Consider the following 25,042-nt stretch of genomic DNA (forward strand, 5'->3'; position numbering starts at 1 on the left):
CATTTGAAAAACTCACAGGAATAATCTCCTGCATTTCCTAATATACCACAATTTACTTTATTTTAATCAATCGCGGCCCTTATTATTTTTTACACGACGTCTTTCGTGACCTTTATAGTCACGTCCGCCCCCTTTACGATCTCTTCCACCAGATCTCGGACGATCACCAAAGCGACTGCGGTTACGTCCATCTCTATTTTTAGGTTTTTTCGAACGAAGTGGCTCTACAGCTGTAATTTTTACAGGTGTGACATCTGGATCTTTTGTTAATAATTTTAATGCTGCTGCCAATACTGTCACTGAATCTGTATCTTCTAACAATGATTCTGCAATACGCTTATACTCATCGTAGTCATTCTTATCAATCGTATTCATTAAACGATTAATTGTCACACGTTGGTTACCTGCAACAACATCTTTAAACGTTGGCACTGGTTCTTTTTTCATTTTTGTCTTTGTTACATTTTCAATAATTTTCAAGTGATCGATTTCTCGTGGAGAAACAAATGTAACAGCTAAACCTTTATTCCCAGCTCTCCCAGTACGTCCAATACGGTGCACATAGCTTTCAGGATCTTGAGGAATATCAAAGTTATAGACATGTGAAACGCCTGAAATATCTAGTCCACGTGCGGCAACATCTGTTGCTACCATAATATCGATTGTTTGATCTTTAAAACGACGAATAACTTGATCACGTTTCGCTTGTGGAATATCACCATGAATACCTTCTGCAGAATATCCACGTTTAATTAATCCTTCTACCACTTCATCTACGCGTTTTTTCGTTCTACCGAATACAATCGCAAGTTCAGGAGATTGAATATCCAATAAGCTGCATAATACATCAAATTTTTGTTTTTCATGCACTTCGATATAAGATTGTTCAATATTTTTTACTGTTAACTCTTTTGCTTTTACACGAACAATTTGTGGGTCATTCATAAACTTCTCAGCTAGAGTTTGAATACGTCTAGGCATTGTTGCTGAGAAAAGAAGCGTTTGACGTTCATGCTCAATTTCACCAAGAATTCTTTCAATATCTTCAATGAAGCCCATATTTAGCATTTCATCCGCTTCATCTAGAACAACTGATTTAATATTGTTTAGACGAATCGTTCTTCTTTCAATATGATCAATTAGACGGCCTGGTGTGGCAGCGATTATTTGCGGACGATTTTTAAGTGCGCGAATTTGTCTACCAATATCTTGACCACCATATATCGGTAAAGTTCTGATTCCTTTCACTTGTCCAATACGATTTAATTCTTCAGCCACTTGCACAGCTAGTTCCCTTGTTGGAGCAAGAACCAAACCTTGAATGCCATCTTCTTTCGTTACTTTCTCTAACATTGGGACACCAAATGCCGTTGTTTTACCAGTACCTGTTTGGGCTTGACCAATCATATCCGCACCAGCTAATGCGATTGGTAGTGATTGTGCTTGAATAGGTGTTGGCTCTTCAAAACCCATATTAGAAAGAGCTTTTTCTAGCTCTGTACTTAAACCAAAATCCGAAAATTTTACCAAGATAAATCCTCCTTGTATTTCAAACATACTTCAAAATAATCTATAGTATGAGTGTATCCAGTTTCCATTAATTTTTATCAATTTATAAGCAATAAAAGTAAAATCATTGTAACGGTATAAGAACGGTTGGGGAGTAGTTCACATAAAAAGGTGATGCATGAAAGGCCATGCATCACCGCATTATTATGCTTTTACAACGTTTGCAGCTTGAGGGCCACGGTCGCCATCAACGATTTCAAAAGTAACTTCTTGACCTTCTTCAAGAGTTTTGAAACCTTCAGATTGAATCGCACTGAAATGTACGAATACGTCTTGTCCTTCTTGAGACTCGATGAAACCAAAACCTTTTTCTGCGTTAAACCATTTTACTTTACCGTTATTCATGATAATACCTCCAAAAAATAATCACTAAAAAGTCATAATTATATAAGCTTATAGAGAAAAGTGGAATGCCTCGTACTTTAATTTTCTTATGAAGTTAAAAAGGCCGTAACTGAAAGAAATGAAGAGTACAATCGCCTACATTTCTTGCAGTTACGACCACTTATCCAAATAATATATAACGAACTTTACAGCGTATATTTTATAATACATTGTTTTATCGCTAGATGTCAATAGTTATTTCTCACTGAACCGTTTTCTCTGCGGAAGCTACAGTGTGTTTTAATAACATAGAAATCGTTACAGGGCCCACTCCACCAGGGACAGGTGTAATGGCAGATGCTTTTTCATAACAGCTATCATAATGAGCATCGCCAATATTTCCTGGGTTGTATCCCGCGTCTAACACAACAGCCCCTTCTTTTAGCCAGCTTCCTTGAATAAAATTAGGTTTCCCAACAGCTGCAACAACAATATCAGCTTTGCTTAAATGTTCACTTAAATCCTTTGTTTTAGAATGACAAGTCGTTACGGTTGCATTACGATTGAGTAGTAATGCAGAAACAGGCTTACCTAAAATAGGACTTCTTCCAACCACAACTGCATTTTTCCCTTCAACAGGAATATCATAAAAATCAATAATTTCCATAATAGCAGCAGGTGTACAAGATGGGTAAACCCCAAAACCAAGTGCTGTTTGACCATAGCCAAGACTGGTGACACCATCCACATCCTTTTCGATGTCAATCGCTTCAAATGCTTTTCTTTCATCTATATGTGCAGGTACTGGATGTTGCAATAGGATCCCATGTACATTTTTATCATTATTCAAATCCTGAATCGTTTCTATGAGTGTTTCAGTAGAAATACTTGCATCTAGATGTATTCTCTTTGATAAAATACCCAGTTTTTCACAGGCGTTACCTTTCATACGTACATACGTAGCAGAAGATGGATCATCTCCCACTAAAATAGTAGCTAGGCAAGGCGTTACTCCTTGTGCCGATAATTTTAATACTCTTTCTTTTAAGTTTTCTTTTACATCTTTCGAAACTTTTTGTCCGTCTAGTATCGTTTTTTCTTCCATGTCTATTCCCTCCGAAATAAAAAAGAGATAAGGAAAACTTACCTCTGCCCAGACGACCGGCTAAACATAGACGCAGCTCCCCAGCGGTTATTTCCGCAATGTCGTCAGTTACTGCGATTTCTTCAGCTTCCTCTTTATTATAACAGAAAACACATATGTTTCAATAAAAAATACGCTTATTGTTCGCCTTTTTGAATTTACGTCATAGGCTATTTTATTACTTTACATTTGATTATTGGTTGATTATTGCATAATTTTTGTTGAGAATCAAAGGTAATGCTGAGAACTACATAAATGAAGGGAATTTATCTTAATTAACGCTACACGACTTTATCTCTATTATAAAGAATAAATCAAAAGCGAACCGCTTCAATGACGGTTCGCTGGTTATATTTGAGATTATTAAATTTCAATAAGTTCTTTACCTAAAACAACGAAAGCCCTACCTCTCTTCCATCCTTGCAACCCCGAAGCTGCGCCAGTGAGAATCAGGTTAAATCTTCATTTGTTCTTGAGAAAAGTAACTCTTTGTTGAATTGTATATTGGGGTTTAATTATTGAAGTAACCATATAAAGTTCATTTATGGGTAAATAGAAGATGATTTAAGAAGAATTTCAACTTACTTATGAAGTTGTCCACAAAATAGTTCTTAATTATAAACCTTGCTTAGCGAACTTTACTCTAAAGAGTAACTTTCACATCAAGAAAAGCCGTATGACTACCGACTATCTTTCTATCTCAAATACCACAATCTATTATAGTACTTTGGTAGATATATGTCAAATTCATTGGTTTTATACGACAGGATATGAGAGAGGCTCACTATATCCCGTCGTCACCCACGATCTTTTCACCCTTTGTTTGTCGCCCATTTAATTACTTCATTTAGTTCGTTCGTATATGATCGTGTTTGTTCAACTGTCCAGTCAAGCTCATCTTCCATGATCTCAATGATAGCCTTTTTATATGTGAACACACACTTAATGTTAAACAACAATGCGCCTGTCCGGCGGAAAAAAAAGTCTACAGGCGAAACAACCATTTCATATTCAATTGCATATTTTAGCTCTAACCATAAGACTCGTGGGATTAGATGCTCTCCTTTATGATATTGCTTAACCAAAGAGAATAAAACCGGCGCATTTGAACCGTAACGCCTTAAGAGATAAAGAGACTCTTCTCCATTTAATCCAGCTTTTATCCCTTCCTGTTTCTTTGATTCAATAAAAGTAGGGAAATATTTTGCTCCGCCTACTCTTCCACCTGACAACGGTAGATGTTTTGTCATACTTTTTGAAAACAATAGTTGATATTCTTCTTTTAACATAAACGAAACTTTGTCTACAATTGTCTCGGCCATTTTCCGGTAACCTGTTAATTTACCACCAGCAATCGTAATTAAACCGTGCTCTGACACCCAGATTTCATCTTTTCTCGAAATTTCTGACGGTGACTTTCCTTCTTCATGAATAAGTGGACGCACACCTGACCAACTAGATTCGATATCTGCTTCTGTCACCTTCACGTTTGGAAAAATCCCTTTAATTGCGTTCAGTAAATATTGCCTATCTTCATCTGTTATCGAAGGATGCACAGGATCACCTTTATAAAAGGTATCGGTCGTTCCAACATAGGTTTTCCCTTCCCTTGGAATAGCAAAAATCATTCGACCATCTTCACTGTCAAAGTAAATAGCTTGCTCTAATGGGAAAATAGAATGATCGATGACAATATGAACACCTTTTGTTAGTTTTAAAGATTTATTTTTCATTTGCTCATCTTTATCTAAAAGCTGTTCCACCCAAGGACCGGTTGCATTCACGCATTTTTTTCCGAAAACTTGAAAAGACTCATTACTTAGTTGGTCTTGCACCTCAACACCAATAATCGTTCCATCCCTATAAACAAAATCAGTTACTTTAGCATAATTAATCACATCTGCTCCTCGATGAGCGGCTTCTTTCATCACTTCAATAGTTAACCGTGCATCATCAGTCCGGTATTCCACATAATGACCACCACCAAGTAAACCTTCTTCTTTCAATAATGGTTCTTTTATTAGCACCTCTTCTTTATTTAACATTTCTCTTCTTTCATCTCTTTTAACTCCCGCAAGGAAATCATAGACCTTCAACCCAATTGATGTTGTGAACTTCCCGAAAGTTCCTTTTTGATAAAAAGGTAAGACCATCCATTCTGGTTTTGTAATATGAGGGCCGTTTTCATACACAATCGCCCGTTCTTTTCCTACTTCAGAAACGACATGAAATTCTAATTGTTTTAAATAACGAAGACCACCATGCACAAGTTTAGTTGAGCGACTTGACGTTCCTGCAGCAAAGTCCTGCATTTCAATTAAAGCTAATTTCATCCCTCTTGTCACAGCATCAAGGGCAATTCCAGCTCCTGTAATACCTCCACCGATAACAACGAGATCATACTCATTGTTAGTTAAATGCTGAATGGTAGTAGAACGATTTTTCACAGAAAATTTCATTTTCGTACCCTCCTGTTTTTTCAAATGGTGAAGTACCTTACTTAAATGCCATTGTTGCGTTGATTGCTGTTTGCCAGCCTTGATACAGTTTATCTCTTTCTTTTTCATCCATTTCTGGTTGAAATTCTTTATCTAGATCCCACTTCTTGGTAAGTTGCTTTTTGTTTTCCCAAAAACCAACAGCCAAGCCTGCTAAATATGCTGCTCCTAAAGCTGTCGTTTCATTAATCTTTGCCCGTTCAACAACTGTATCCAGTAAATCTGCTTGGAATTGCATGAGAAAGTTATTTTTTGCTGCACCGCCGTCCGTCCGTAAAGAAGTGATATCAATCCCCGAATCCTCAATCATCGCTTGTAATACATCCTTCGTTTGATAGGCAAGTGACTCCAAAGTGGCTCTTATAAAATGTTCCTTTTCCGTTCCACGAGTTAATCCAAAAATAGCTCCCCTTACCTCACTATCCCAATAAGGTGTACCTAAACCAACAAATGCAGGTACCATATACACACCTTCTGTTGATTGTACTTTTGTTGCGTAATCTTCACTATCCTCCGCATGCTTTAACATCCTCAAACCATCTCGTAACCATCCAAGAGCAGAACCGGCTACGAAAATACTCCCCTCAAGCGCATAGGTGATTTTACCATCTATCCCCCATGCTATCGTTGTTAAGAGACCATTATCTGAATGTACTGCTTTTTCACCTGTATTCATGAGCATAAAACAGCCCGTACCGTACGTATTTTTTGCCATACCTTCAGTAAAACATGCTTGACCAAATAATGCAGCTTGTTGATCACCTGCTGCGCCGGCTATAGGAACTGACTGACCGAAAAAATGATAAGGAGCCGTTTCTGCATATATCTCTGAAGAACTTTTCACTTCAGGCATCATAGAATGGTTTGCCCCAAATAAATCTAACAGTTCTTCATCCCATTTCAGGTCAAAAATATTAAACATTAGAGTTCTTGCCGCATTTGTATAGTCCGTGACATGAGCTTTACCACCGGATAATTTCCATATAAGCCATGTATCAATGGTCCCAAATAATACTTCCCCTTTTTTCACCTTTTCACGTACACCTTCCACATGATCTAGGATCCACTTCACCTTTGTTCCAGAAAAGTAAGGGTCAATTAATAGACCAGTCTTTTGACGCACCTTCTCTTCCATTCCGTTTTTCTTAAGCTCTTTACAGATGTCGTTCGTTTGTCTAGATTGCCAAACAATGGCATGGTAGATGGGGTCTCCCGTTTCTTTGTCCCATAAAACTGTTGTTTCTCGTTGGTTCGTAATACCTATACCGGCAATTTGAATGGGAGTAACATTTGCCTCTGATAAAACACTAGCAATCACTGACAGTACACTTCCCCAAATTTCATTCGCATTATGTTCCACCCATCCAGGTTTCGGAAAATACTGTTTAATCTCTTTTTGCGCACTATGTACTGGTTCCCCTTCATGATTGAATAAAATTGCTCGAGAGCTCGTTGTTCCTTGATCTAATGAAAGAATATATTTTTCCAACCTTTTCCTCTCCTTTTATTTATTAAATATATGCTCATACATATGAAAAACCATAATTGAAAGCATTAACCAAATCGCTCCGACCAAAAAACCAGCCGCTACGTCACTAGGGTAATGGACACCTAAATATATCCTACTTAACCCAATCGACAAAATCAGTAACCCCATGATGATTGCTACAGCCCATTTCATACTTGTCTTTTTAGCTACATGAATGATGACAAAAGCAAGCGATCCGTAGAATATAAACGAGCCCATTGAATGTCCACTTGGAAAGGCATAGCCAGTTTCTTCAATTAATGGAAGGATATCTGGCCTTTCCCTTTTAAAATAGTGCTTAAGAGTCCAATTTAAAAGAGCCCCTACTCCCGATGTCAAACAAATATAAATAGCTAATGCATACTTCTTTTTTAAGACAAGAAGGACTATTACAACAACTGTGGCTATGACAAACCACAGCACAGAACCTAGGAAAGTAAAACGATCGATAAATGTGGTTAATGCAGGAGTTACATTTTGCTGGACAATATGAATGACCTCCATATCAAACCAAGCAAGATCATTGTTTGTGTAATCGAAAACGATAAACAAAAACATACCTAAAAATAGAATGAATAGTATGATGTTTGTCGTTATGTATAAGGTTGATTTTTTCATTGCCCATTCCTTTATATTTTTTAGGAAGTTGGAGAAGTCTAGACTTCTCCAATTGAATAAACAAAACTATGCTTCCTTCTTTGTCTTTGTAGCACTCGTTGATTTTTTCTTTTTTGACTTCGTCGTCGTTTTTTCTTTTTTCGGTTGTGTTGGTTTTGTTTGATCGATGGATGCTTGCAATGCAGCCATAAGATCAGTAACATTGGATGTCTTTGGTTGCTGTTGATTTGTTATTACTACCTCTTCCCCATTTTTCTTTGTTTCAATCAACTCTAGAAGTGCTTGGCGATATTCATCTGTATATTTCTCAGGTTCAAATGTTGTCGTTAGTTGGTCTATCAATAACAATGCGGTGTCTAATTCTTTTTTGGCTATTTTTTCTTCTGCAGGAATATTAGGCACATCTGCAAAATTTCTCACCTCATCAGGAAAATGGATGGTTTCCATTACTAAAGTATTGTGAAAAACTCTTAGAAGGGCTAGCTGTTCTTTTGCACGAATGATGATTTTCGCTATCCCTACTTTTTCAGACTCCTTCAAAGCTTCCCTTAACAAGGCATAAGCTTTCGATCCACTATCTCCTGGAGATATATAATAAGATCGAGAAAAATATATCGGATCTACTTCATTGATTTTGACAAAATCTAAAATCTCCACTGCTTTATCTTCATTTTCTTTTTTTAACGCTTGTAATTCCTCTTCATCAAGTACGATAAATTTCCCTTTCGTGTACTCATATGCTTTCACTATATCACTTTGTTCAACAGATTCATCACATACAGGACAAACTTTCTCATACTTAATAGGCGAATGACACTTACTATGCAAATTACGCAATTTAATATCTTTATCTTCAGTTGCCGCATGCAATTTGATCGGGATATTGACTAAACCGAAACTAATGCTTCCTTTCCACATTGTGTGCATCAGAAAACCTCCTCCATTCTTATTAATTGTATTTTTTCTCTGAGGATTATTCATATACACGTACAATGTTGGTAAGATTAGCTACATCTCTTTTATATCTCTTTTATATCTCTTCATCTAACACTGTCTTCACAAAAAAACAAGCATTAAAAACAATAAACACCACAGCTGAATCTGTGGTGTTTGTGAAATCTGAGCCATTTTTTTAATAAACCGGATAAGGTGGGTATGGTGGGTATACAGGATATGGTGGATAAGGCGGGTACACCAGAGGTGCTAATAATGCGCCACCTAATAAACCTGCCGCTACACCACCTAAAAATGGACCACCAAAACCAAAACCAGGTCTCCCAAAGCCGGGGCCACCAAAGCCTGGCCCTCCCCCAAAACCAGGACGACCACCATAAGGCCTTCTATATAAGTGAGTCTGTGTATATGCCGGGTAAAAGTGTTGATTCACCATTTAACCTCCTCTGTCGTTCTCTTTATATACTCCTTATAAACTATGTAAAACACCTAAATTTGCTGTAGGCAAAAACCTATCCGAAAACGATTTAAAAAACAAACGACTGAATGACTGGTTGCCTCATTGTATGATCTTTTGTCCACTCTAAGAAAGTAACCTTCACTTTTAAAATTGGAGAAAGCCATTCATGATCTTTCAATAAGCCGCTATAATTATGAAACGGACTTTCTCCCTGAAGTATTTGGTTAGTCACTTCAGTCACTTCACGCCAATCCTTTAAAGTAAGCTTGCTCGAGCCTGCACTGCCGATATAAATAAGCTCACCCTTTTCATTATATATACCTAAATCAATTGAACGAATAAGTGCTCCATTATAAGTAACCCCTCCAACAATAGCAATAAGGTCCTGTTCTTTTTTCTTTTTTAACCAGCGTTCATCTTTTCCTCCTAATATATAAGCACTATATAAATCCTTACAAACAATACCCTCTAATCTTTGCTCTATAACAGCATCATATAATGATTGACAGTCTCTAAAACTTTGGACGATTTGAATCTCATTTGTTGGCTGGATGATTTCCTTCAACATCTCCTGGCGTCTATATAATGGGGTTTCAATCAGCCATTTACCGTTAAAATATAAGAGGTCAAATATCATATAAGTAATAGGAATTTCTGTCTGTAAATGATTGATTGTTACCGTATTCTTCCGCCGATCTCTTCTCATCACATCATAAAAAGAGGGAACACCGTCTTGAAAAGCGATTACCTCTCCATCTAAAATGAAGGAATTCCCCTTAATTAATGAGGGTAATTGATGTAATTCCGGATATTGGATGGTGCGCTCATTTCCTTTTCGATTAAAAATCCTTAAATTCTCTTTTTCATAATAAGTCAATATCCTTGTACCATCCCACTTTACTTGCGCTATCCATTGATCGCCATTTGGAATCTCATTTGTCATTTTTGGTTCAAAAGGAATAATTGGCTTCATTGGATCGATCCTCACTTGTATGTCTTTTTTTAATCTAACCATACTATGACCATGTGTAATAGGTTTTATGAATGTAAACCAAAATCTAGAAAAAGGATGGTTGAAGATCATATGAGGAAAAAAGGTCGTTTCTTTATTACTGGCTGGAATGTTACAACTAATCAGTTTGAATATAGTATCGTATATCAAAATAAAGTAAAGGCAATGGGCGAATTTTCCGAAGGTCTAAATGAACAAGAATTGGCTATTTTAGTCAGCTTGATTCAAAAGAATGGAAAAAAAGTAAGTCAAGTAAAATACAGCATCTCCCCAAGCATTTGTATTCAACTTTGCTTTCCCGACATAATGGAGGATACCTTGATCCACCCTCAATTTATGCAATTCTTACCAACTGAGCAATGGGAAACATGTACTTGGGAGAGATTACTGATAGAAAATGCAAATATCGACTCTTCTATAGAAGTGACCCACCCAGAAAAACCGTTATGGGACAACCCAAAAATCAATAAAGAGCAGCTCATTGCATATCTTGTTTGCGTCGCTCCACGGTTGTTACCGTTTGTGAAGAATAGATTGTTAACAACCATTCGCTATCCACATGGCTATATCGGGAAAGAATGTTTCTATCAGAAGAATAAACCTGATTATGCACCGTCATTTGTGAATTCTTTTACAAAAGACGAAATCGACTATATCCTTTGTAATGATTTATCTACCCTTGTTTGGCTAGGTAATCAATTAGCACTAGAGTATCATACCCCTTTTGAAACAATTGGCAGCGACCATCCGGTAGATATTGTGTTCGACCTTGACCCACCAGATGAAACACACTTTCTACTAGCTGTTGATGCTGCACAGAAACTAAGTAAGATTTTCGAAGAATTAAATATTATCGGCTTCCCAAAATTAACTGGAGGTAAGGGTATACAAGTACATATCCCAATTATGCATCATCATTTTTCTTATGAAGATACCAGACTGTTTACTTCGTTCATAGCAGCCTATTTAGTTGAGAAAAACCCAGATTTATTTACGACAGAAAGAATGAAAAAGAATCGCGGGAAAAAGTTATATATCGATTATATACAGCATGCAGAAGGAAAAACGATGATTGCTCCATACTCTCCTAGAGGCAGAGAAGGCGCGATAATAGCAGCCCCACTCTATTGGGATGAAGTAAATAAACAACTGCAGCGGGAGAATTTTTCACTAGACAACATCCGCAAGTATCGTTTAACTGATTGCTGTCCAATGGCAACCTTTTTCGAAACAAAAAATGACACGATTGCAAAAATTATAGATTCATTAAAAGGATAAAACTATACGCAAGCATATGCGATTTTTTGTGTTTTAGGAAGTGAAAGCTAAGTAAATCTGATATGCACGTTATCCAAAGCCAAAACGCATTTAAACGATTGCCTTTTCAGTTTACGTATCACTCAAAAGCTAAAACTGATTTGAACGTTTTGCTCATTCAGCATGCACGATATCAAGGAGCGAAAACACATATGAAACGACCTGCTAATGCAATTCCTGCGCGTTATTCAGATGAAAAAACAAAAAACCGAACCAACACTATTTACTCATAGTGCCGTTTCGGTCCAAAACCCTTTTTTCTTAAACATTTCTTAAGCATTTAATTGCTTGGTTAAAAAAGCAGAAGCTTCTTGTTGCAACTTCGCATATTGCATCATTTCTTCAATATATTCTTCGCTATTATCGACGGTAAATGTCCCTGGATGATTTATATCTATCTCAATTGTACATTGATAGACAAAGCTAGCATTACCAATAAGGTCGATTGTAAAGCTATCATTTTGCTTATGAACAATGCAACGGACCTTACCACCATTGTTATAAACCTCAATCGGCTGCTCATAGGTATTGATACTTTGCAGACATGTGACTAAACTTGAAGCCGACATCGCTGTCCCACATGCATTCGTAAAGCCCACCCCTCTTTCATACGTACGAACAAAAATCCCACCTTCTGGTAGTGGTTTGACGAAACTCACATTTACACCATCAGGAAAGTAATCATTTTCTCCGTTGACATACAAACTTATTTCTTCTTGAATATCTGATTGCATCTGTTCTTTTTCGACAATAGCAACAAGATGGGGATTAGGTACAGAAAGAGCAGTAAAAGCGATATCTTCCGAAAGGTCTTCCATCTTTTCATTGACTAATTGGTGCTGATTGATGTGAAGTGGTAAAGTAGCAACATCAAATGACACCGGTGAAATTTCTACCTTGTAAGTAGGGATATCTTTATAAATATCGCTTTCTTTACTAACATGAAGGGTTACTTTCATCGTATCAATTGTCGCCTCTTTGATTTTCAGTTTCTCACAAACATACCTCGCGACACAACGAAGACCGTTACCACACATGGAAGCTTCTGAACCATCTGCATTAAATACGCGCATTTTTGCATCAGCAACTTCACTGGCTAATATAAATAAAATCCCATCCGCACCGAGCTCACTGCCACGATTACAAAGACTAATCGTTAATTTCGCTCGTTCTTCATCACTCCACCCGAAGGACTGCTCCATTTCATCAATAATAAAAAAGTCATTTCCCGAACCGTGACATTTAATTAATTCTAATTTCATCATAAACCCTCTTTCTCTTTTAGGCTCTTCATTTATCTTCTATACATGTTTTTACCATTGTTCATGTGAATATAAACGTAATATTATTATAACGAGAAAAAGAAAGAGGGAGCAAAGAAAATTAATTTTTAACGAAAATGTTTATTAAAATTACTCATTTCAATCGCATTAACAGCTGCATCCCAGCCTTTGTTGCCTGCTTTTGTACCCGCTCTCTCAACCGCTTGTTCAATAGAATCAGTTGTTAACACACCAAAAATTACTGGAATGCCAGTTTGTAATGAAGTTGCTGCCACTCCTTTGGCTACCTCTGCATTCACATAATCAAAATGTGGTGTTGCCCCTCTAATAACTGTTCCAAGGGCAACAACCGCATCGTATTCGCCACTTTCCGCAAGTTTTTTCGCAGCTAGAGGAATTTCAAACGCTCCTGGTACCCAAGCTACCGTAATATCCTCTTCAGCCACATCGTGACGCTTGAAGCTATCTAATGCACCATCTAATAATTTTTTTGTAATAAACTCATTGAAACGTGATACAACAACAGCTACCTTTATTCCCGTTCCAATTAAATGTCCTTCTAGTATTGTATTCATTCTACTTCACTCCTAAATTAGATTAGTTTAATAATAATTGTGATTGCTTATAAGATATTAATTGTTCAATCGTAATCATCTTCAAATCATATTTTTCTGCTACTTTCTCTAACTCTGCTACTCTAGCCATTTCACCATTTTCTTTCATAATCTCGCATATAATCCCGACCGGACTTGCGGCAGCCAATTTTGCTAAATCTACTGCCGCTTCCGTATGGCCTGAACGCTCAAGGACGCCACCATCCTTCGCTATAAGGGGGAAAATATGACCTGGACGATTGAAGTCTGATGCTTGTGTTTTGTCGTCTAACATTTTTTCTACGGTTAAAAACCGTTCAAATGCACTTATACCAGTCGTTGTCTCTTTATAATCAATACTTACAGTAAAAGCAGTTTGATGGCTGTCTGTATTATTAGTTACCATCGGATGCAAGTCTAATTTTTTGGCGATTGACTGCTCAATCGGCACGCAAATAAGCCCTCTTCCCACTGTCGCCATAAAATTGATTGTTTCAGCTGAAGCATACTCGGCAACAGCGATAAAATCGCCCTCATTCTCACGATTCTCATCATCACAAACGATAATCACTTTTCCCATTTTCAAGTCAGCAATCGCTTCTTCAATTGAGTGACTCATATATTCCCTCCTAACTTAAGAATCCATTATTCTCTAATAACTGTTCGAAATTTCTTTCACGTTTCGATGTGTCTGAAAAGGCAAATACATATTTAGCAAATAAATCATATTCGATATTGACAGTATCATTTGGCTTTTTTTCACTAATCACCGTTTCTTCAGCTGTATGAGGAATTAACGCAATCGTAAAATAACCATCCCCTACCTCCATCACTGTTAATGAAGTGCCATCAATAGCAACAGATCCTTTAGGTAGAATTAGATGCTGATACTTCTCTGATAGTGAAATTGAAAGATAAATCGCATTTTCTTGTCTTTGTTTTTTTAAAATTTTTCTCGTTTCATCCACATGACCACTTACATAATGGCCGCCAAATCTTCCTCCTGCTAACATCGCTCTTTCTAAATTCACATTGCTTCCTACTTTTAAAGAGGAAAGCGATGTCGCATGAAAAGTTTCTGGCATCACATCTGCTGTAAAACTTCTTTGTTGGAATTCGGTCACTGTTAAACAAACACCGTTCACAGCGATGCTATCACCGATATGGATATCATCCATAATCTTTGTAGCATTTAACACTAATTGAATAGTAGATCCACGATGAATCGTTCTTTGTACAGTACCGATTTCTTCGATAATACCTGTAAACAGAATGATCAACCTCTCTGCATAAGATTTATTCGTTTAAGTAAAAGTTGAAATTTTCCGCTCGGGGCAAATACGCGGTATCGGGAGAGTTTGTTGAAAATTACAAAAAGAGTTGGACTCACACTTATCGTTATCCCATATCATCACCACCCTTTTTAAAATACTCATGAATAAATAAACCCGTATACGAATACGTATACGGGAAAAGTAATCATGGCCAAATAAACGTCAAAATCAACTGTTTTTGAACGTTTTTACACACACGCATCCTTCTCCCATCCAGACTATACTGTCGGCTTTGGAATTGCACCAAATCCACCGTTCTCATTCCTGAGCCCGGGTCACGGACTAAGAGGTCACCCTCATCACCGCCGGTTGGGAATTTCACCCTGCCCCGAAGGATATTCTATTAAATTGTTGATACTATAGAGAACAGACAGTATCTAATACTTTTAAAATAAATAAAGATTCCCCTGCTCTTATTACAGTATCTAAATATAGGATAAATGTAAATAAGTAATTAATCAATAGAAAGAGTGTTAAATAGGAGATTATACATAAAGAAAACTAAAATAAACCATCACCCTAACATTTGAGACAGAAAAAGGATAATAGTTATATATCTAATATTATATTTCAAAACCCTACCTCAATTTTTTCTTTACTCCTTAAAGTTGTCAATTCATCTATGTATGATATAAAATACAGTTAAATACAGTTAAATACATTATTTCTATTAAATTACATAGAAAAGAAGGTGTGTTTTTGTAAATAACTATTCATCAGGACATAAAGATAACATAAAAATTACAAAATCCAACTATAAAAGGAAGCCCATCTATGAATAGAAAATTAATTATTATTTTCATCTTTCCTTTAATTTTAGTGTCTTGGATGATTTATTCTTGTAAGCAACCAATTGTACTAAAAGGAAAGAGCTCCGATGGAAATTGGAGAGCGGAATATAGCCCTCATCATTCTCCTAACCCTAAAGGGATTTGGAAAGGAGAGGCAACTTGGTTAGGAGGGACCAATCTCCCTACTCTGAATTTTTTGGTATTTAAATCTGGAGAGGAAATGGTCACTTTATACGATAAGCCAAGTGATTTTCCTCAGGGAGATGTTATTGAATTTGTCAGTATTGGAGACGCCCCGTTATATGCTAATTACTCTTTACAAATTAAATGGACATACGAAAACAAGGAATTTGATGAGGAAATAAAACTAGAAAGAAAGAAACGCTTTTTCATCTTACCGTTTTAATATTATCATTTGCATAAAGCAAATAGCGCTATTAATATTGCTGACAGTATTTTTATCTAAAAATAGCTCCAATTCTTTCTATAATAAATTCATCACACTCAATAAAGTTTGCTTCATTCACAATATTTCAGTGTTCTACTATCTGCAAAAAGGTTTACAAACCGTTCATCATTGATTTGCACACTATTGGCTTCAATAAAAAATGAGTCTTTATTATTTACTTGAAAGTAAAAATTAGTTTTAGCATGTAATTTTTCGATTTCTTTCAAATCTGATTCTAAACTTTCAATTTTTATATGACCAAAACCATTCTTGTGATAACTAATTTCGCTTAATAAATTCGCATCAGTAAAACTACGGTCATTTAAGCGTATCGTTCCTACATTAGGCTCTTGATAAACAAAGAACGACATCACTTCCTTTATGAAGATGTAGGTTCTCTTAATTTGTTGTTTATGACAACTAAGTAATTTTAATGTAATGGATTCATTTAAATAATCAATCTGTAAATCATCTAAATCCCAGTATTCTGCTTTTTCGGCAAACAAAGTATTTATTCTATTTGGACCGCTAGACATCTGATCACCCCGTTTACTTTTTTCTATTACCTGTGGAAAGCACACAATCCACCGGCGATATTTCAGTCAACCATCTTCTTTTTGACAGTTTATTCCCCTTTGTTTTCGAGTATTTCAATATACCTTTCAAAATTGTCATTGAATCTTTGTTGTTCATAATGACCATCATTCCCTAAACTATTATCTAGTAAACTCTCAATCGCTCCAGCAATAGTACAGGATCCCAATATAAAGCAAATTCCAATAATCCAAGCAGCATTAAGTAAATCTTTCCTGTTTATGTTCATCATTTTTCTCCTATCCTTTAATTGTTGGACATCGAATTACATAGAACCGTTTTTTCGGTAATTTCTTAATGACGGTAACACTATTTGCTAATCCGTCTTACAGAAGATTACTCATCTTCGTAGAAAGTATCATACATTTCAGGGAATAGATCTTTTAATCTCCTTATCGTATGCGCATTTGCAACAATATCCAGTACATCAGAACTAATATAAAATAAGCACGATGCACAAAACAAATATAGAGTGACGTGTGACCATCAATCATTTTAAGGGTATAGCGAAAAAACGCAGATGATTTGACGTTCTTTACTGTTGAAAAGACAAAATAACTGCTCATCTCTTCTTGCCAAACTACTTCATTAGACCAATTATTTATTTTAAAAAACCGCCGTAAATTTAACTTTTCTCTCCTTACCCTTGTGCTATCAATATCTTGATAACCAGAAATAAACGTCATATCTAACTTTTCCTCTATAGGAAATAGATGATGAAATAAGCTTTTCGCTAAACCTGGATGTTGCCTGAATGTCTCTAAACCGAACCGAATTCGATTGTCTTTCACTACTTGAAAATAAGGCGTTGCGGCGTTCGTCATATCAACACCGAAAGTATTTGCAGGGATCATTCTACCACTCGCTTCTTCACAAAATATAATGATTACCATAATTATACACTCATTTCATACTAACCGCTTATATATTTCTTTCACACTTCTTTCCTTAACCTGCGTTCACTTAGAAAATAAAAAAGCACGTGCTCATTCCACCTTTAAGCAGAATCTACACGTGCTTCATTCAATCATTTCCTTATTTAATTAACTCTAACTCAACAGGGATAAATTCTTCCACCGTTTCACCATCGAGTACTTTTTTGGCTATTTCTACAGCTTGCTCGCCCATTCTGTCTGGTTTTTGAGCGACTGTTGCTGCCATATCGCCACCTTCAACTGCAGCAATGGCATCATCTGTTGCGTCGAACCCGACAACAATGACATCTTTCAATCCAGCAGCCGTTAATGCTTGATAAGCACCAAGTGCCATTTCATCATTATGAGCAAATACAGCTTGGACATCTTTATTGCTTTGGATGATGTTTTCCATTACTGTTAAGCCTTCTGCACGATCAAAATTCGCAGATTGTTTTGTTGCTACTTCCACATTGTCAGATGCTTCAATGGCTTCATTGAAACCCGCACCTCTTTCGCGTGCTGCCGATGAACCAGGGATCCCTTCAAGTTCAACTACTTTTCCTTCGCCATCAAGTTGTTCAATGATAAATTCTCCTGCCATTTTACCCCCTTCTGCATTATCAGAAGCTACGTGAGCGACAACTTCGCCACCTTCTGCACTTCTATCAACAGTAATAACCGGGATATCTGCATTATTAGCTGATGTAATGGCAGAAGCAACCGCTGCTGAATCAGCTGGATTAATAATTAATAAGTCAACACCTTGTTGAATTAAATCCTCAATATCACTTACTTGTGTTGCTGGGTCATCTTGTGCATCTACTGTTTTAATCGCATAACCAAGCTCTTTTGCCTTCGCCTCTGCACTATCACGTAGTGTAACAAAGAAAGGATTATTTAATGTAGAAATCGATAGACCAATTGTTTTTTCTCCTGATGCTTTTTCATCATTATCAGTTGCTTCATTATCATCAGCCCCATTATTTAATGAACATGCACCTAATAAAGCGACTACTAAAACCAAAGTAAGAAGCTTCCATATTTTTTTCATTTGAGTATTCCTCCTTCATAGGTTTGCAAATCATATATGTTAAGCAGCTTTCTTTCTATCAATTAGTACAGCTAATAGAATGACGCCGCCCTTCACCACTTGTTGGTAGAAAGATGATACATTTAATAAATTCAAACCATTATTAAGTACACCAATAATCAAAGCACCAATTAATGTACCAAAGATCCATCCGCGTCCGCCTGAAAGACTTGTCCCACCAAGAACAACTGCCGCAATGGCATCTAATTCGTAGCTTGTACCAGCTGTTGGCTGTGCAGAGTCAAGACGAGAAGTTAACGTAATTCCGGCAACTGCAGCAAATAATCCTGAAATCGCATAAACACCCATTTTCAAGCGATCCACTTTTAAACCAGAGAGCTTAGCGGCTTCTTCATTCCCACCAATCGCATAAACACCGCGACCAAAAGTTGTTTTCTTTAGCAAGAAGTATAAAAATAAATAAGCTAACAGCATCGTAACAACAGGAAATGGTACCCCGAGAAAATAACCTTTACCAATCATTTGAAAGCTAAAAGCATCAGATAGACCAGTTATTGGTCGACCTTCTGTATAAACAAGTGTTAACCCTCTGAAAATTGTCATTGTCGCTAATGTTGCAATAAAAGGAGCGACTTTACCTTTTGCAATAATTACGCCGTTGACAAGTCCCATTAAAGCACCTGCTAATAAACCGAGAAGAACCGCAATTACCGGATCCATACCACTAGCTAACATACCTGCAGTAAGTGCGGAAGATAGCGCTAAAATCGAACCGACAGATAAGTCGATTCCCCCTGTCAAGATAACAAATGTCATTCCAAACGCAATTAAAGCATTGATTGAAACTTGTCTTAATACGTTCAGTATATTGTCAGCTGTTGTAAAGCTTGGACTCATAACCGATAAAATAATAATGATGAGCAGTAAGCCTAAAACCGGTCCTAGCTTTTGAATGGAGCCGATGCCTTTACTAATTTTGTTCATGCTTTGTCCCTCCTGTTGCTGCTTCCATAATTTTTTCTTGAGTCGCATCTGTTTTTTCCAGAATGGCGGCTACTTTCCCTTCATGAATCACCATAATACGATCTGACATACCTAGTATCTCTGGTAACTCAGATGAGACCATAATAATGGAATGGCCCTTCATTGTTTCTTCATTCATAATCGTATATATCTCTTTTTTTGCTCCTACATCCACACCACGAGTAGGTTCGTCCAAAATTAACAGTGTTGGATCGATTCCAAGCCATTTTCCAAAGACCACTTTTTGTTGGTTCCCACCACTTAAATTCTTAACTTCTTGTTCTGGACCGGCTGTTTTAATTTTTAACTTGTCTATCATTTCTTTGGAGAAAGCTTTTTCCTTTTTAGTAGACATAATGGCACTTTGCGAAAGCGCTTTTAAATTAGGAACGGCTAAATTCTCCCTTACACTTAATCCAAGTATAAGACCTTCATCTTTACGGTCTTCTGTAATGAAACCGATACCGGCAGCAATTGCTTGTTTTGGTGCACGAATGTGTAGTTCTTGACCATTCAAAAATATCTTCCCAGACGATTTCTTTCGTGACCCAAAAATCGCTTCCATGATCTCCGTTCTTCCAGCTCCCATTAAACCGGCGACGCCAAGTATCTCACCTTTTCTAACATCAAATGAAATATTAGAAAAATGATCTTTCACACTTAAGTTCTCGACTTTGAAAAAAACATCACCAATTGTTGCCGTCCGAGCCGGGTAACGCTCACCAATTTCTCTACCAACCATCATTTTCACGATTTCATCGAATGAGGTGTCTGTGGTATATTTCGTTCCTATTGATTGACCATCTCGTAAAACCGTAATACGGTCACACATTTTAAAAATCTCTTCCATGCGATGAGATATATAAATGATTGCCACATTCTCTTTTCGCAATTGATCAATAACGGAAAATAATGTATCAATCTCTCTATCTGTTAAAGCGGCTGTTGGTTCATCCATGATAAGAACTTCAGAATTGGCAGCGATTGCTCTTGCAATTTCAATCATTTGTTGTTGTCCAACGGAAAGTTCTCCAGCAGGCTGTTTTACATCCATTTCAATGCCTAAGCGCTTTAAATGCTTTTCTGCTTTTACATTCATCTCTCTCGTCTTTAATAAACCGAAAGTACTTAATTCTTTACCTAAGAACATATTTTCAGCCACTGTTAAATAAGGAATAATATTTAACTCTTGATGAATGACAGCAATACCATTTTTTTCTGCATCTTTCGGTGAAGAAAATACGGCCTTATTCCCTTTATAATAAATCTCACCTTGATTGCTTTCATGAATGCCTGTAAGGATTTTAATTAAGGTCGATTTCCCTGCCCCATTCTCACCCATAAGCGCATGGATTTCCCCAGCTCTCAAGTCAAAATCAACGCCTTTGAGTACTTCCACCGAATAGAAGGATTTATGAATATTCTTCATTTCTATTATTGATGATTGCTTCATTAAAATATCACTCCTGACGTTAATATGATGTTAGCGTAAGGGGAAGCTTCTCCAGTTCGTATAATCGCCTTTGCTTTTTCCGTTTTTTTCTTAAATGTTTCATGCGAGACATAGCTACAATCAGAGAACTTGTCTTTAATTGCTAAAAATAACGGTTCATTATCTGTTTTAATTTCAGTTGCTAATGTGACACTCTCTATCATTAATTCTTTTTCAAGCTCATTTAAGACGTCTAAAAAGGAAGGTGTCCCTAGCTTTAGAGCTAGGTCAATTTTTTTTACACCATCTGGGATAGGTAGTCCACAATCAGCAATAACAATTGTATCTGTATGTCCCATATCACTGATGACTTTTGTTATATCACTATTCAGCATTCCTTGTTTCTTCATGATGATTCACTTCCATTTTTTCAATTTCAGCTTTTGTCGGCATTCCTACTTGTGCACCCATTTTCGTTACAGATAAACCTGCAGCCTTTATTGCGAACGTAATTGCCTGTTCTATTGTTAAGCCATCATCAAGGGCAACCGCTAAAGCGCCATTAAAAGTATCTCCTGCTCCAGTCGTATCAACCGCCTTTACCTTAACAGCAGGAATGGTCATAAGTTCCCCGTTTTTAAAGAACGCGGCACCTTCATTTCCTTTTGTAATGACAAGCTTTTTTTTCAGTAGTTCCGTTGCCTCTGTATCATTTGCATATGCTTCGAATAACTGTTTCGCTTCATATTCATTCGGTGTGAGGTAAGTTACTAACTCAAACCAATGAGAAGGAATATGATGGAAGGGAGCTGGATTTAAAATGACACCGACATTGCCCTCTGCCGCAATCTCTAGTACTTTTTCTACGGCAGACAATGGAATTTCTAATTGCAGAAGCACCCATTCACTCGCTAAAATATCATCGCGATATGCTTCTATAACGTCACTTGTCATTAAATGATTGGCACCAGGTACAACAATAATTTTATTATCATGGTTATACACTGTTATGCTTGCTGTTCCAGTACGTACAGATTTTTCTATTTGGATACTTTCCGTATTGATATGCATGTCATTAAAATAATTCATATACTCTTGACCAAAAGGGTCATCGCCGACTTTACCAATCATTTTCACATTCGCTCCAAGCTTAGCTGCAGCCACTGCTTGGTTTGCTCCTTTACCACCTGGCACAGTAAAAAATGATTCTCCCATCACGGTTTCACCCATTGACGGGTCTATACTTGTTACCGTGACTAGATCCATATTGATGCTTCCGATTACTGTAATCATCTAATCACTCTCCTTCTTCTGTTTTAATGCGTTGTTGTTTCTCTTATTTTTAGTTCGGTCGGGAATACAATATGATCCTGACCTTCTTCCTTTCCGTTGATACGGTTCAAAAGCATGGTTGCTGCTTTTTTCCCCATCTCATATATTGGTTGAGCGATGGTTGTAATTTCTGGTGAAACAGTTTCCGTCCACTCAATTCCATCAAAACCAATGATTTGAAGTTCTTTCGGTACATTAATCCCGAGCTTTGTGCATGCCTTTAGGGCACCAACTGCCATCACATCATTACCTGTGAATATGGCATCAATGTCCTTCTGTTCGTGCAGGAGACGAAATGTAGCTTCTTGGGCTGTTTTCATTTGATAATGACCTTCACTTATATACACAGGTCTTTCTAGTGCCATCATGACATCTTGGTATGCTTTTTTCCTCAGTTGGGAATTGATAATATTTTCTGGTCCACTAATATGGGCGATTTTCTCGCAGCCATTTTCAACTAAATGCATAACTGCCCTTCTCGCTTCCTGATAATTATCTATCGTCACTGAGGGAATACTTTCATGGAACACACGGTCAAGTGCAACTACCGGGATCTGTAAATTGGCGAGATGGCTTTCATTCATATGATTGGATACAATGATTACGCCATCAATATAGTTTTCCGCCATTTTATTTAAATACATCAGTTCCTTTTCTAAATTGTCATCACTATTACATAGAAAAGTAGTATACCCTTGTGCTACTGTCACATCTTCCACAGCGCGGACAAGTTGTGGGAAGAATGGGTTTGTAATATCAGGGACAATGTACCCAATCATTTTTGACTGCTTTTTAAATAGGCTACGCGCTACATTATTAGGTCGGTAGTTAAGTGCTTTGATCGCTTCTTCCACTTTTGTTTGCGTTTCCTTTTGGACATATCCTTTTTTATTTATCACTCTCGATACAGTCGCAACAGATACATTTGCATACTTTGCTACTTCTTTAATTGTGGCTATATGAATCATCACCTTACATTTGTTAATACTGCTATTATTAAACTTATATTAAAAGGTAGTATGTAACCCGTTACATATTAGACACTCACTATCTGAAGCGTTATTCTCTCATGACTAGGAAAGGCATGTAACGGGTTACATATTTCAGAAAAAAAACAAAATCTATTAATTACTATTTTATTTGATATGTAACGCGTTACACACTCATCTGTAACCGTTTACACAAATTTAGTTTACCATCTATTAAAATTTTGTCAACTTTATTTTATCCCTCCTTTTTATAGAGAGGATTTCTGTTCTATCACCACTTGTTTATACGGTCCTTGAATGGTAACTTTCATGAGTTGCGCAGCCATATATTTAGCGGTATACGGACAATCATTTTTCAACCACCATATAATCACACCTAAAAACGCAGAAGCGTAGAAGCGTATGGCCATTTCTCTTGGTATAGTCAATAAGTCATCATCTGGTTGCATAACGGTCATGCCATCTGCAATAAATTCGCTCAACACAGCTGTTAGTTTATCACGAAAATGAGGCATTGTACTTTCAGACAGCAACACTCTATATATGTAATCATATGTGCCAATTTGCGCAAATAATTGAATAAAGCTTTCATTTGGTGATTCAGTATCATACGTCCCTTTACTTGCTACAAAAGAAGTCTTCATTGCTTCTTTTAACTCATCAATCATGTCATCTGTACTTTGCTCAAGCAAATCGTATTTATCTGTAAAATGGAGATAAAAAGTAGCGCGGTTCAGCATCGCTTTTTTTGTAATTGCCTGCACCGTTACTTTTTCAAAACCTTGTTCTTCTATTAAAGAAATAAGGGCGTCAGTTAACATTCGCTTTGTTCTTACTACACGGGGATCGACTTTTTCTTTTTTCGACATTTTTCTGCTCCTTGTATTAATTATTCTTATTTTTAAACAAATTTGTATGAACTGTTGAGTATACAACGATCTCAACTTTTTTGTTCATTGCTTCATTTTTTCATCAGTTGATATAATCAGATTATCAACGGATTGTTGATAAAGCAACTAGTTGTATTAAAAATCGTACGATATTGTCTAAGTTTTTACCAAATGGGGGTATATCATGAAAAGGTTAGAAGGAAAAGTAGCCATTATTACCGGAGCAGCTAACGGGATGGGTGCAGCAGAAGCAAAGTTATTCGCGAAAGAAGGCGCTAAAGTAGTAGCGACTGATTTACAAATGGAAACTTTAAATAAAGTGGTTGCAGAGATAAAAGAAGCAGGTGGTGAGGCGATTGCCCTTGCCCATAATGTGACGTCTGAAGAACAATGGCAAGCAGTTATAAATGAAGCCATTGAACAATTTGGTAAACTAGATATCCTGATTAACAATGCTGGTGTCGCTTCTCCCAAAACTCTAGAGGATATGTCAATGGATGAATGGAATAAAATTTTAGATATCGACTTAAATGGTTGTGTAATCGGCATGAAATATGTCATTCCCGAATTAAAGAAAAATGGCAGCGGTTCCATTGTCAATATTTCTTCCATCGGCGGTATAGTTGGCATGGCAGGGACAAGTCCATATACAGCCGCTAAGGGTGCTTTACGAGTATTATCCAAATCTGCAGCAATAGAATATGGAAAAGAAAATATTCGAGTCAATTCTGTACATCCTGGGATTATTTCGACCCCAATGACAGCTCCTTCAATTGAATCTGCCTTACCGTTCTATCAAACTTATACGCAGTTGCCTTATTTCGGCAACCCTGAAGATGTTGCTTACGGTGTCCTTTTCTTAGCATCAGATGAGGCAAGATTTGTTACAGGTACAGAGTTAGTGATTGACGGCGGTTGGACTGCCATATAATAAAGCCTAA

At 36.9% G+C, this 25,042-nt stretch carries 25 protein-coding genes, 1 pseudogene and 2 riboswitches; of the genes and pseudogenes, 3 read left to right on the plus strand and 23 right to left on the minus strand.

Annotation, left to right across the window (positions count from 1 at the left end):
- Positions 1–66: 66 nt before the first annotated feature.
- The 9 genes from MHI57_RS05065 to MHI57_RS05105 form a co-directional block, all read right to left on the minus strand.
- The gene (locus MHI57_RS05065; protein ID WP_340975283.1) at positions 67–1,530 is read right to left on the minus strand and encodes a DEAD/DEAH box helicase; all 1,464 of its coding nucleotides are present in this window, start codon (positions 1,528–1,530) and stop codon (positions 67–69) included.
- Positions 1,531–1,713: 183 nt separating this feature from the next.
- Positions 1,714–1,914 carry a cold-shock protein gene (locus tag MHI57_RS05070; protein WP_095372951.1) on the minus strand — a complete coding sequence of 67 codons (201 nt, stop codon included), beginning with the start codon at positions 1,912–1,914 and terminating at the stop codon, positions 1,714–1,716.
- A 241-nt stretch (positions 1,915–2,155) separates the two neighbouring features.
- Entirely contained in the window at positions 2,156–2,998 is an 843-nt protein-coding gene (locus MHI57_RS05075; RefSeq protein WP_095372950.1) for a bifunctional 5,10-methylenetetrahydrofolate dehydrogenase/5,10-methenyltetrahydrofolate cyclohydrolase, read from the minus strand.
- Positions 2,999–3,037: 39 nt separating this feature from the next.
- A riboswitch (ZMP/ZTP riboswitch) is annotated at positions 3,038–3,120 on the minus strand.
- 729 nt (positions 3,121–3,849) lie between these two features.
- On the minus strand, positions 3,850–5,496 hold the full coding sequence (locus MHI57_RS05080; RefSeq protein ID WP_340975284.1) for a glycerol-3-phosphate dehydrogenase/oxidase: 1,647 nt from the start codon (positions 5,494–5,496) through the stop codon (positions 3,850–3,852).
- Between the two features lie 37 nt (positions 5,497–5,533).
- Complete coding sequence (gene glpK, locus MHI57_RS05085; RefSeq protein WP_340975285.1) at positions 5,534–7,024, minus strand: glycerol kinase GlpK; 1,491 nt, start codon at positions 7,022–7,024, stop codon at positions 5,534–5,536.
- A 15-nt stretch (positions 7,025–7,039) separates the two neighbouring features.
- Positions 7,040–7,681: a phosphatase PAP2 family protein gene (locus MHI57_RS05090; RefSeq protein WP_095372947.1), complete on the minus strand. Its 642-nt coding sequence runs from the start codon at positions 7,679–7,681 to the stop codon at positions 7,040–7,042.
- 66 nt (positions 7,682–7,747) lie between these two features.
- Complete coding sequence (ku, locus tag MHI57_RS05095; protein ID WP_340975286.1) at positions 7,748–8,608, minus strand: non-homologous end joining protein Ku; 861 nt, start codon at positions 8,606–8,608, stop codon at positions 7,748–7,750.
- 205 nt (positions 8,609–8,813) lie between these two features.
- Entirely contained in the window at positions 8,814–9,068 is a 255-nt protein-coding gene (locus tag MHI57_RS05100) for a spore coat protein (RefSeq protein WP_233435229.1), read from the minus strand.
- 94 nt (positions 9,069–9,162) lie between these two features.
- Positions 9,163–10,068: an ATP-dependent DNA ligase gene (locus tag MHI57_RS05105; RefSeq protein ID WP_340975288.1), complete on the minus strand. Its 906-nt coding sequence runs from the start codon at positions 10,066–10,068 to the stop codon at positions 9,163–9,165.
- Between the two features lie 111 nt (positions 10,069–10,179).
- Between MHI57_RS05105 and ligD the strand changes: the two genes are divergently transcribed.
- Complete coding sequence (gene ligD, locus MHI57_RS05110) at positions 10,180–11,385, plus strand: DNA ligase D (protein WP_340975290.1); 1,206 nt, start codon at positions 10,180–10,182, stop codon at positions 11,383–11,385.
- A 311-nt stretch (positions 11,386–11,696) separates the two neighbouring features.
- Here ligD and dapF read toward each other — a convergent pair whose 3' ends face one another.
- The 4 genes and pseudogenes from dapF to ribE all read right to left on the minus strand — a co-directional run bounded on the left by dapF (position 11,697) and on the right by ribE (position 14,571).
- Positions 11,697–12,686: a diaminopimelate epimerase gene (dapF, locus tag MHI57_RS05115; RefSeq protein WP_095372941.1), complete on the minus strand. Its 990-nt coding sequence runs from the start codon at positions 12,684–12,686 to the stop codon at positions 11,697–11,699.
- Between the two features lie 128 nt (positions 12,687–12,814).
- Positions 12,815–13,282: a 6,7-dimethyl-8-ribityllumazine synthase gene (gene ribH, locus MHI57_RS05120; protein ID WP_095372940.1), complete on the minus strand. Its 468-nt coding sequence runs from the start codon at positions 13,280–13,282 to the stop codon at positions 12,815–12,817.
- A 46-nt stretch (positions 13,283–13,328) separates the two neighbouring features.
- Positions 13,329–13,919: pseudogene (gene ribB, locus MHI57_RS05125) on the minus strand (3,4-dihydroxy-2-butanone-4-phosphate synthase); the annotation flags it as partial.
- Between the two features lie 10 nt (positions 13,920–13,929).
- On the minus strand, positions 13,930–14,571 hold the full coding sequence (gene ribE / locus MHI57_RS05130) for a riboflavin synthase (protein WP_370873271.1): 642 nt from the start codon (positions 14,569–14,571) through the stop codon (positions 13,930–13,932).
- 260 nt (positions 14,572–14,831) lie between these two features.
- A riboswitch (FMN riboswitch) is annotated at positions 14,832–14,974 on the minus strand.
- A gap of 434 nt (positions 14,975–15,408) precedes the next feature.
- On the opposite strand from ribE, the gene MHI57_RS05135 reads away from it, so the two are divergent.
- A complete protein-coding gene (locus MHI57_RS05135; protein ID WP_322909502.1) occupies positions 15,409–15,831 on the plus strand; it encodes a hypothetical protein in 423 nt (140 codons plus the stop codon).
- Positions 15,832–15,944: 113 nt separating this feature from the next.
- Here the strand turns inward: MHI57_RS05135 and MHI57_RS05140 are convergent, their stop codons facing one another.
- From MHI57_RS05140 to MHI57_RS05185, 10 genes are all read right to left on the minus strand, one after another.
- Positions 15,945–16,409 carry a YxiG family protein gene (locus MHI57_RS05140; protein ID WP_095372937.1) on the minus strand — a complete coding sequence of 155 codons (465 nt, stop codon included), beginning with the start codon at positions 16,407–16,409 and terminating at the stop codon, positions 15,945–15,947.
- An 89-nt stretch (positions 16,410–16,498) separates the two neighbouring features.
- Positions 16,499–16,696, minus strand: coding sequence for a hypothetical protein (locus MHI57_RS05145; RefSeq protein ID WP_095372936.1), 198 nt, complete (start codon positions 16,694–16,696; stop codon positions 16,499–16,501).
- A 163-nt stretch (positions 16,697–16,859) separates the two neighbouring features.
- The gene (locus MHI57_RS05150; protein ID WP_340975295.1) at positions 16,860–17,360 is read right to left on the minus strand and encodes a hypothetical protein; all 501 of its coding nucleotides are present in this window, start codon (positions 17,358–17,360) and stop codon (positions 16,860–16,862) included.
- A 142-nt stretch (positions 17,361–17,502) separates the two neighbouring features.
- Positions 17,503–18,435: a ribose ABC transporter substrate-binding protein RbsB gene (rbsB, locus tag MHI57_RS05155; RefSeq protein WP_095372934.1), complete on the minus strand. Its 933-nt coding sequence runs from the start codon at positions 18,433–18,435 to the stop codon at positions 17,503–17,505.
- 39 nt (positions 18,436–18,474) lie between these two features.
- A complete protein-coding gene (locus MHI57_RS05160) occupies positions 18,475–19,419 on the minus strand; it encodes an ABC transporter permease subunit (RefSeq protein WP_095372933.1) in 945 nt (314 codons plus the stop codon).
- Complete coding sequence (locus MHI57_RS05165) at positions 19,406–20,911, minus strand: sugar ABC transporter ATP-binding protein (protein ID WP_307313344.1); 1,506 nt, start codon at positions 20,909–20,911, stop codon at positions 19,406–19,408. Before MHI57_RS05165 ends, MHI57_RS05160 begins: the two co-directional genes overlap by 14 nt.
- Entirely contained in the window at positions 20,911–21,300 is a 390-nt protein-coding gene (gene rbsD, locus MHI57_RS05170; protein WP_307313342.1) for a D-ribose pyranase, read from the minus strand. The genes MHI57_RS05165 and rbsD overlap by 1 nt, the downstream gene beginning before the upstream one ends.
- Positions 21,275–22,183, minus strand: a complete 909-nt coding sequence (gene rbsK / locus MHI57_RS05175; RefSeq protein WP_095372932.1) for a ribokinase — start codon at positions 22,181–22,183, stop codon at positions 21,275–21,277. Before rbsK ends, rbsD begins: the two co-directional genes overlap by 26 nt.
- Before the next feature lie 23 nt (positions 22,184–22,206).
- Positions 22,207–23,190 (minus strand): LacI family DNA-binding transcriptional regulator, encoded by a 984-nt coding sequence (locus MHI57_RS05180; RefSeq protein ID WP_263624248.1) that lies wholly within the window; start codon positions 23,188–23,190, stop codon positions 22,207–22,209.
- 269 nt (positions 23,191–23,459) lie between these two features.
- Positions 23,460–24,080, minus strand: a complete 621-nt coding sequence (locus MHI57_RS05185) for a TetR/AcrR family transcriptional regulator (protein ID WP_095372931.1) — start codon at positions 24,078–24,080, stop codon at positions 23,460–23,462.
- A 205-nt stretch (positions 24,081–24,285) separates the two neighbouring features.
- Between MHI57_RS05185 and MHI57_RS05190 the strand changes: the two genes are divergently transcribed.
- Positions 24,286–25,032: an SDR family NAD(P)-dependent oxidoreductase gene (locus tag MHI57_RS05190; protein ID WP_340975296.1), complete on the plus strand. Its 747-nt coding sequence runs from the start codon at positions 24,286–24,288 to the stop codon at positions 25,030–25,032.
- Positions 25,033–25,042 lie beyond the last annotated feature (10 nt).

The organism is Cytobacillus sp. FSL K6-0129, from assembly GCF_038007625.1.
Taxonomy (GTDB): Bacteria; Bacillota; Bacilli; order Bacillales; family Cytobacillaceae; genus Cytobacillus; species Cytobacillus kochii.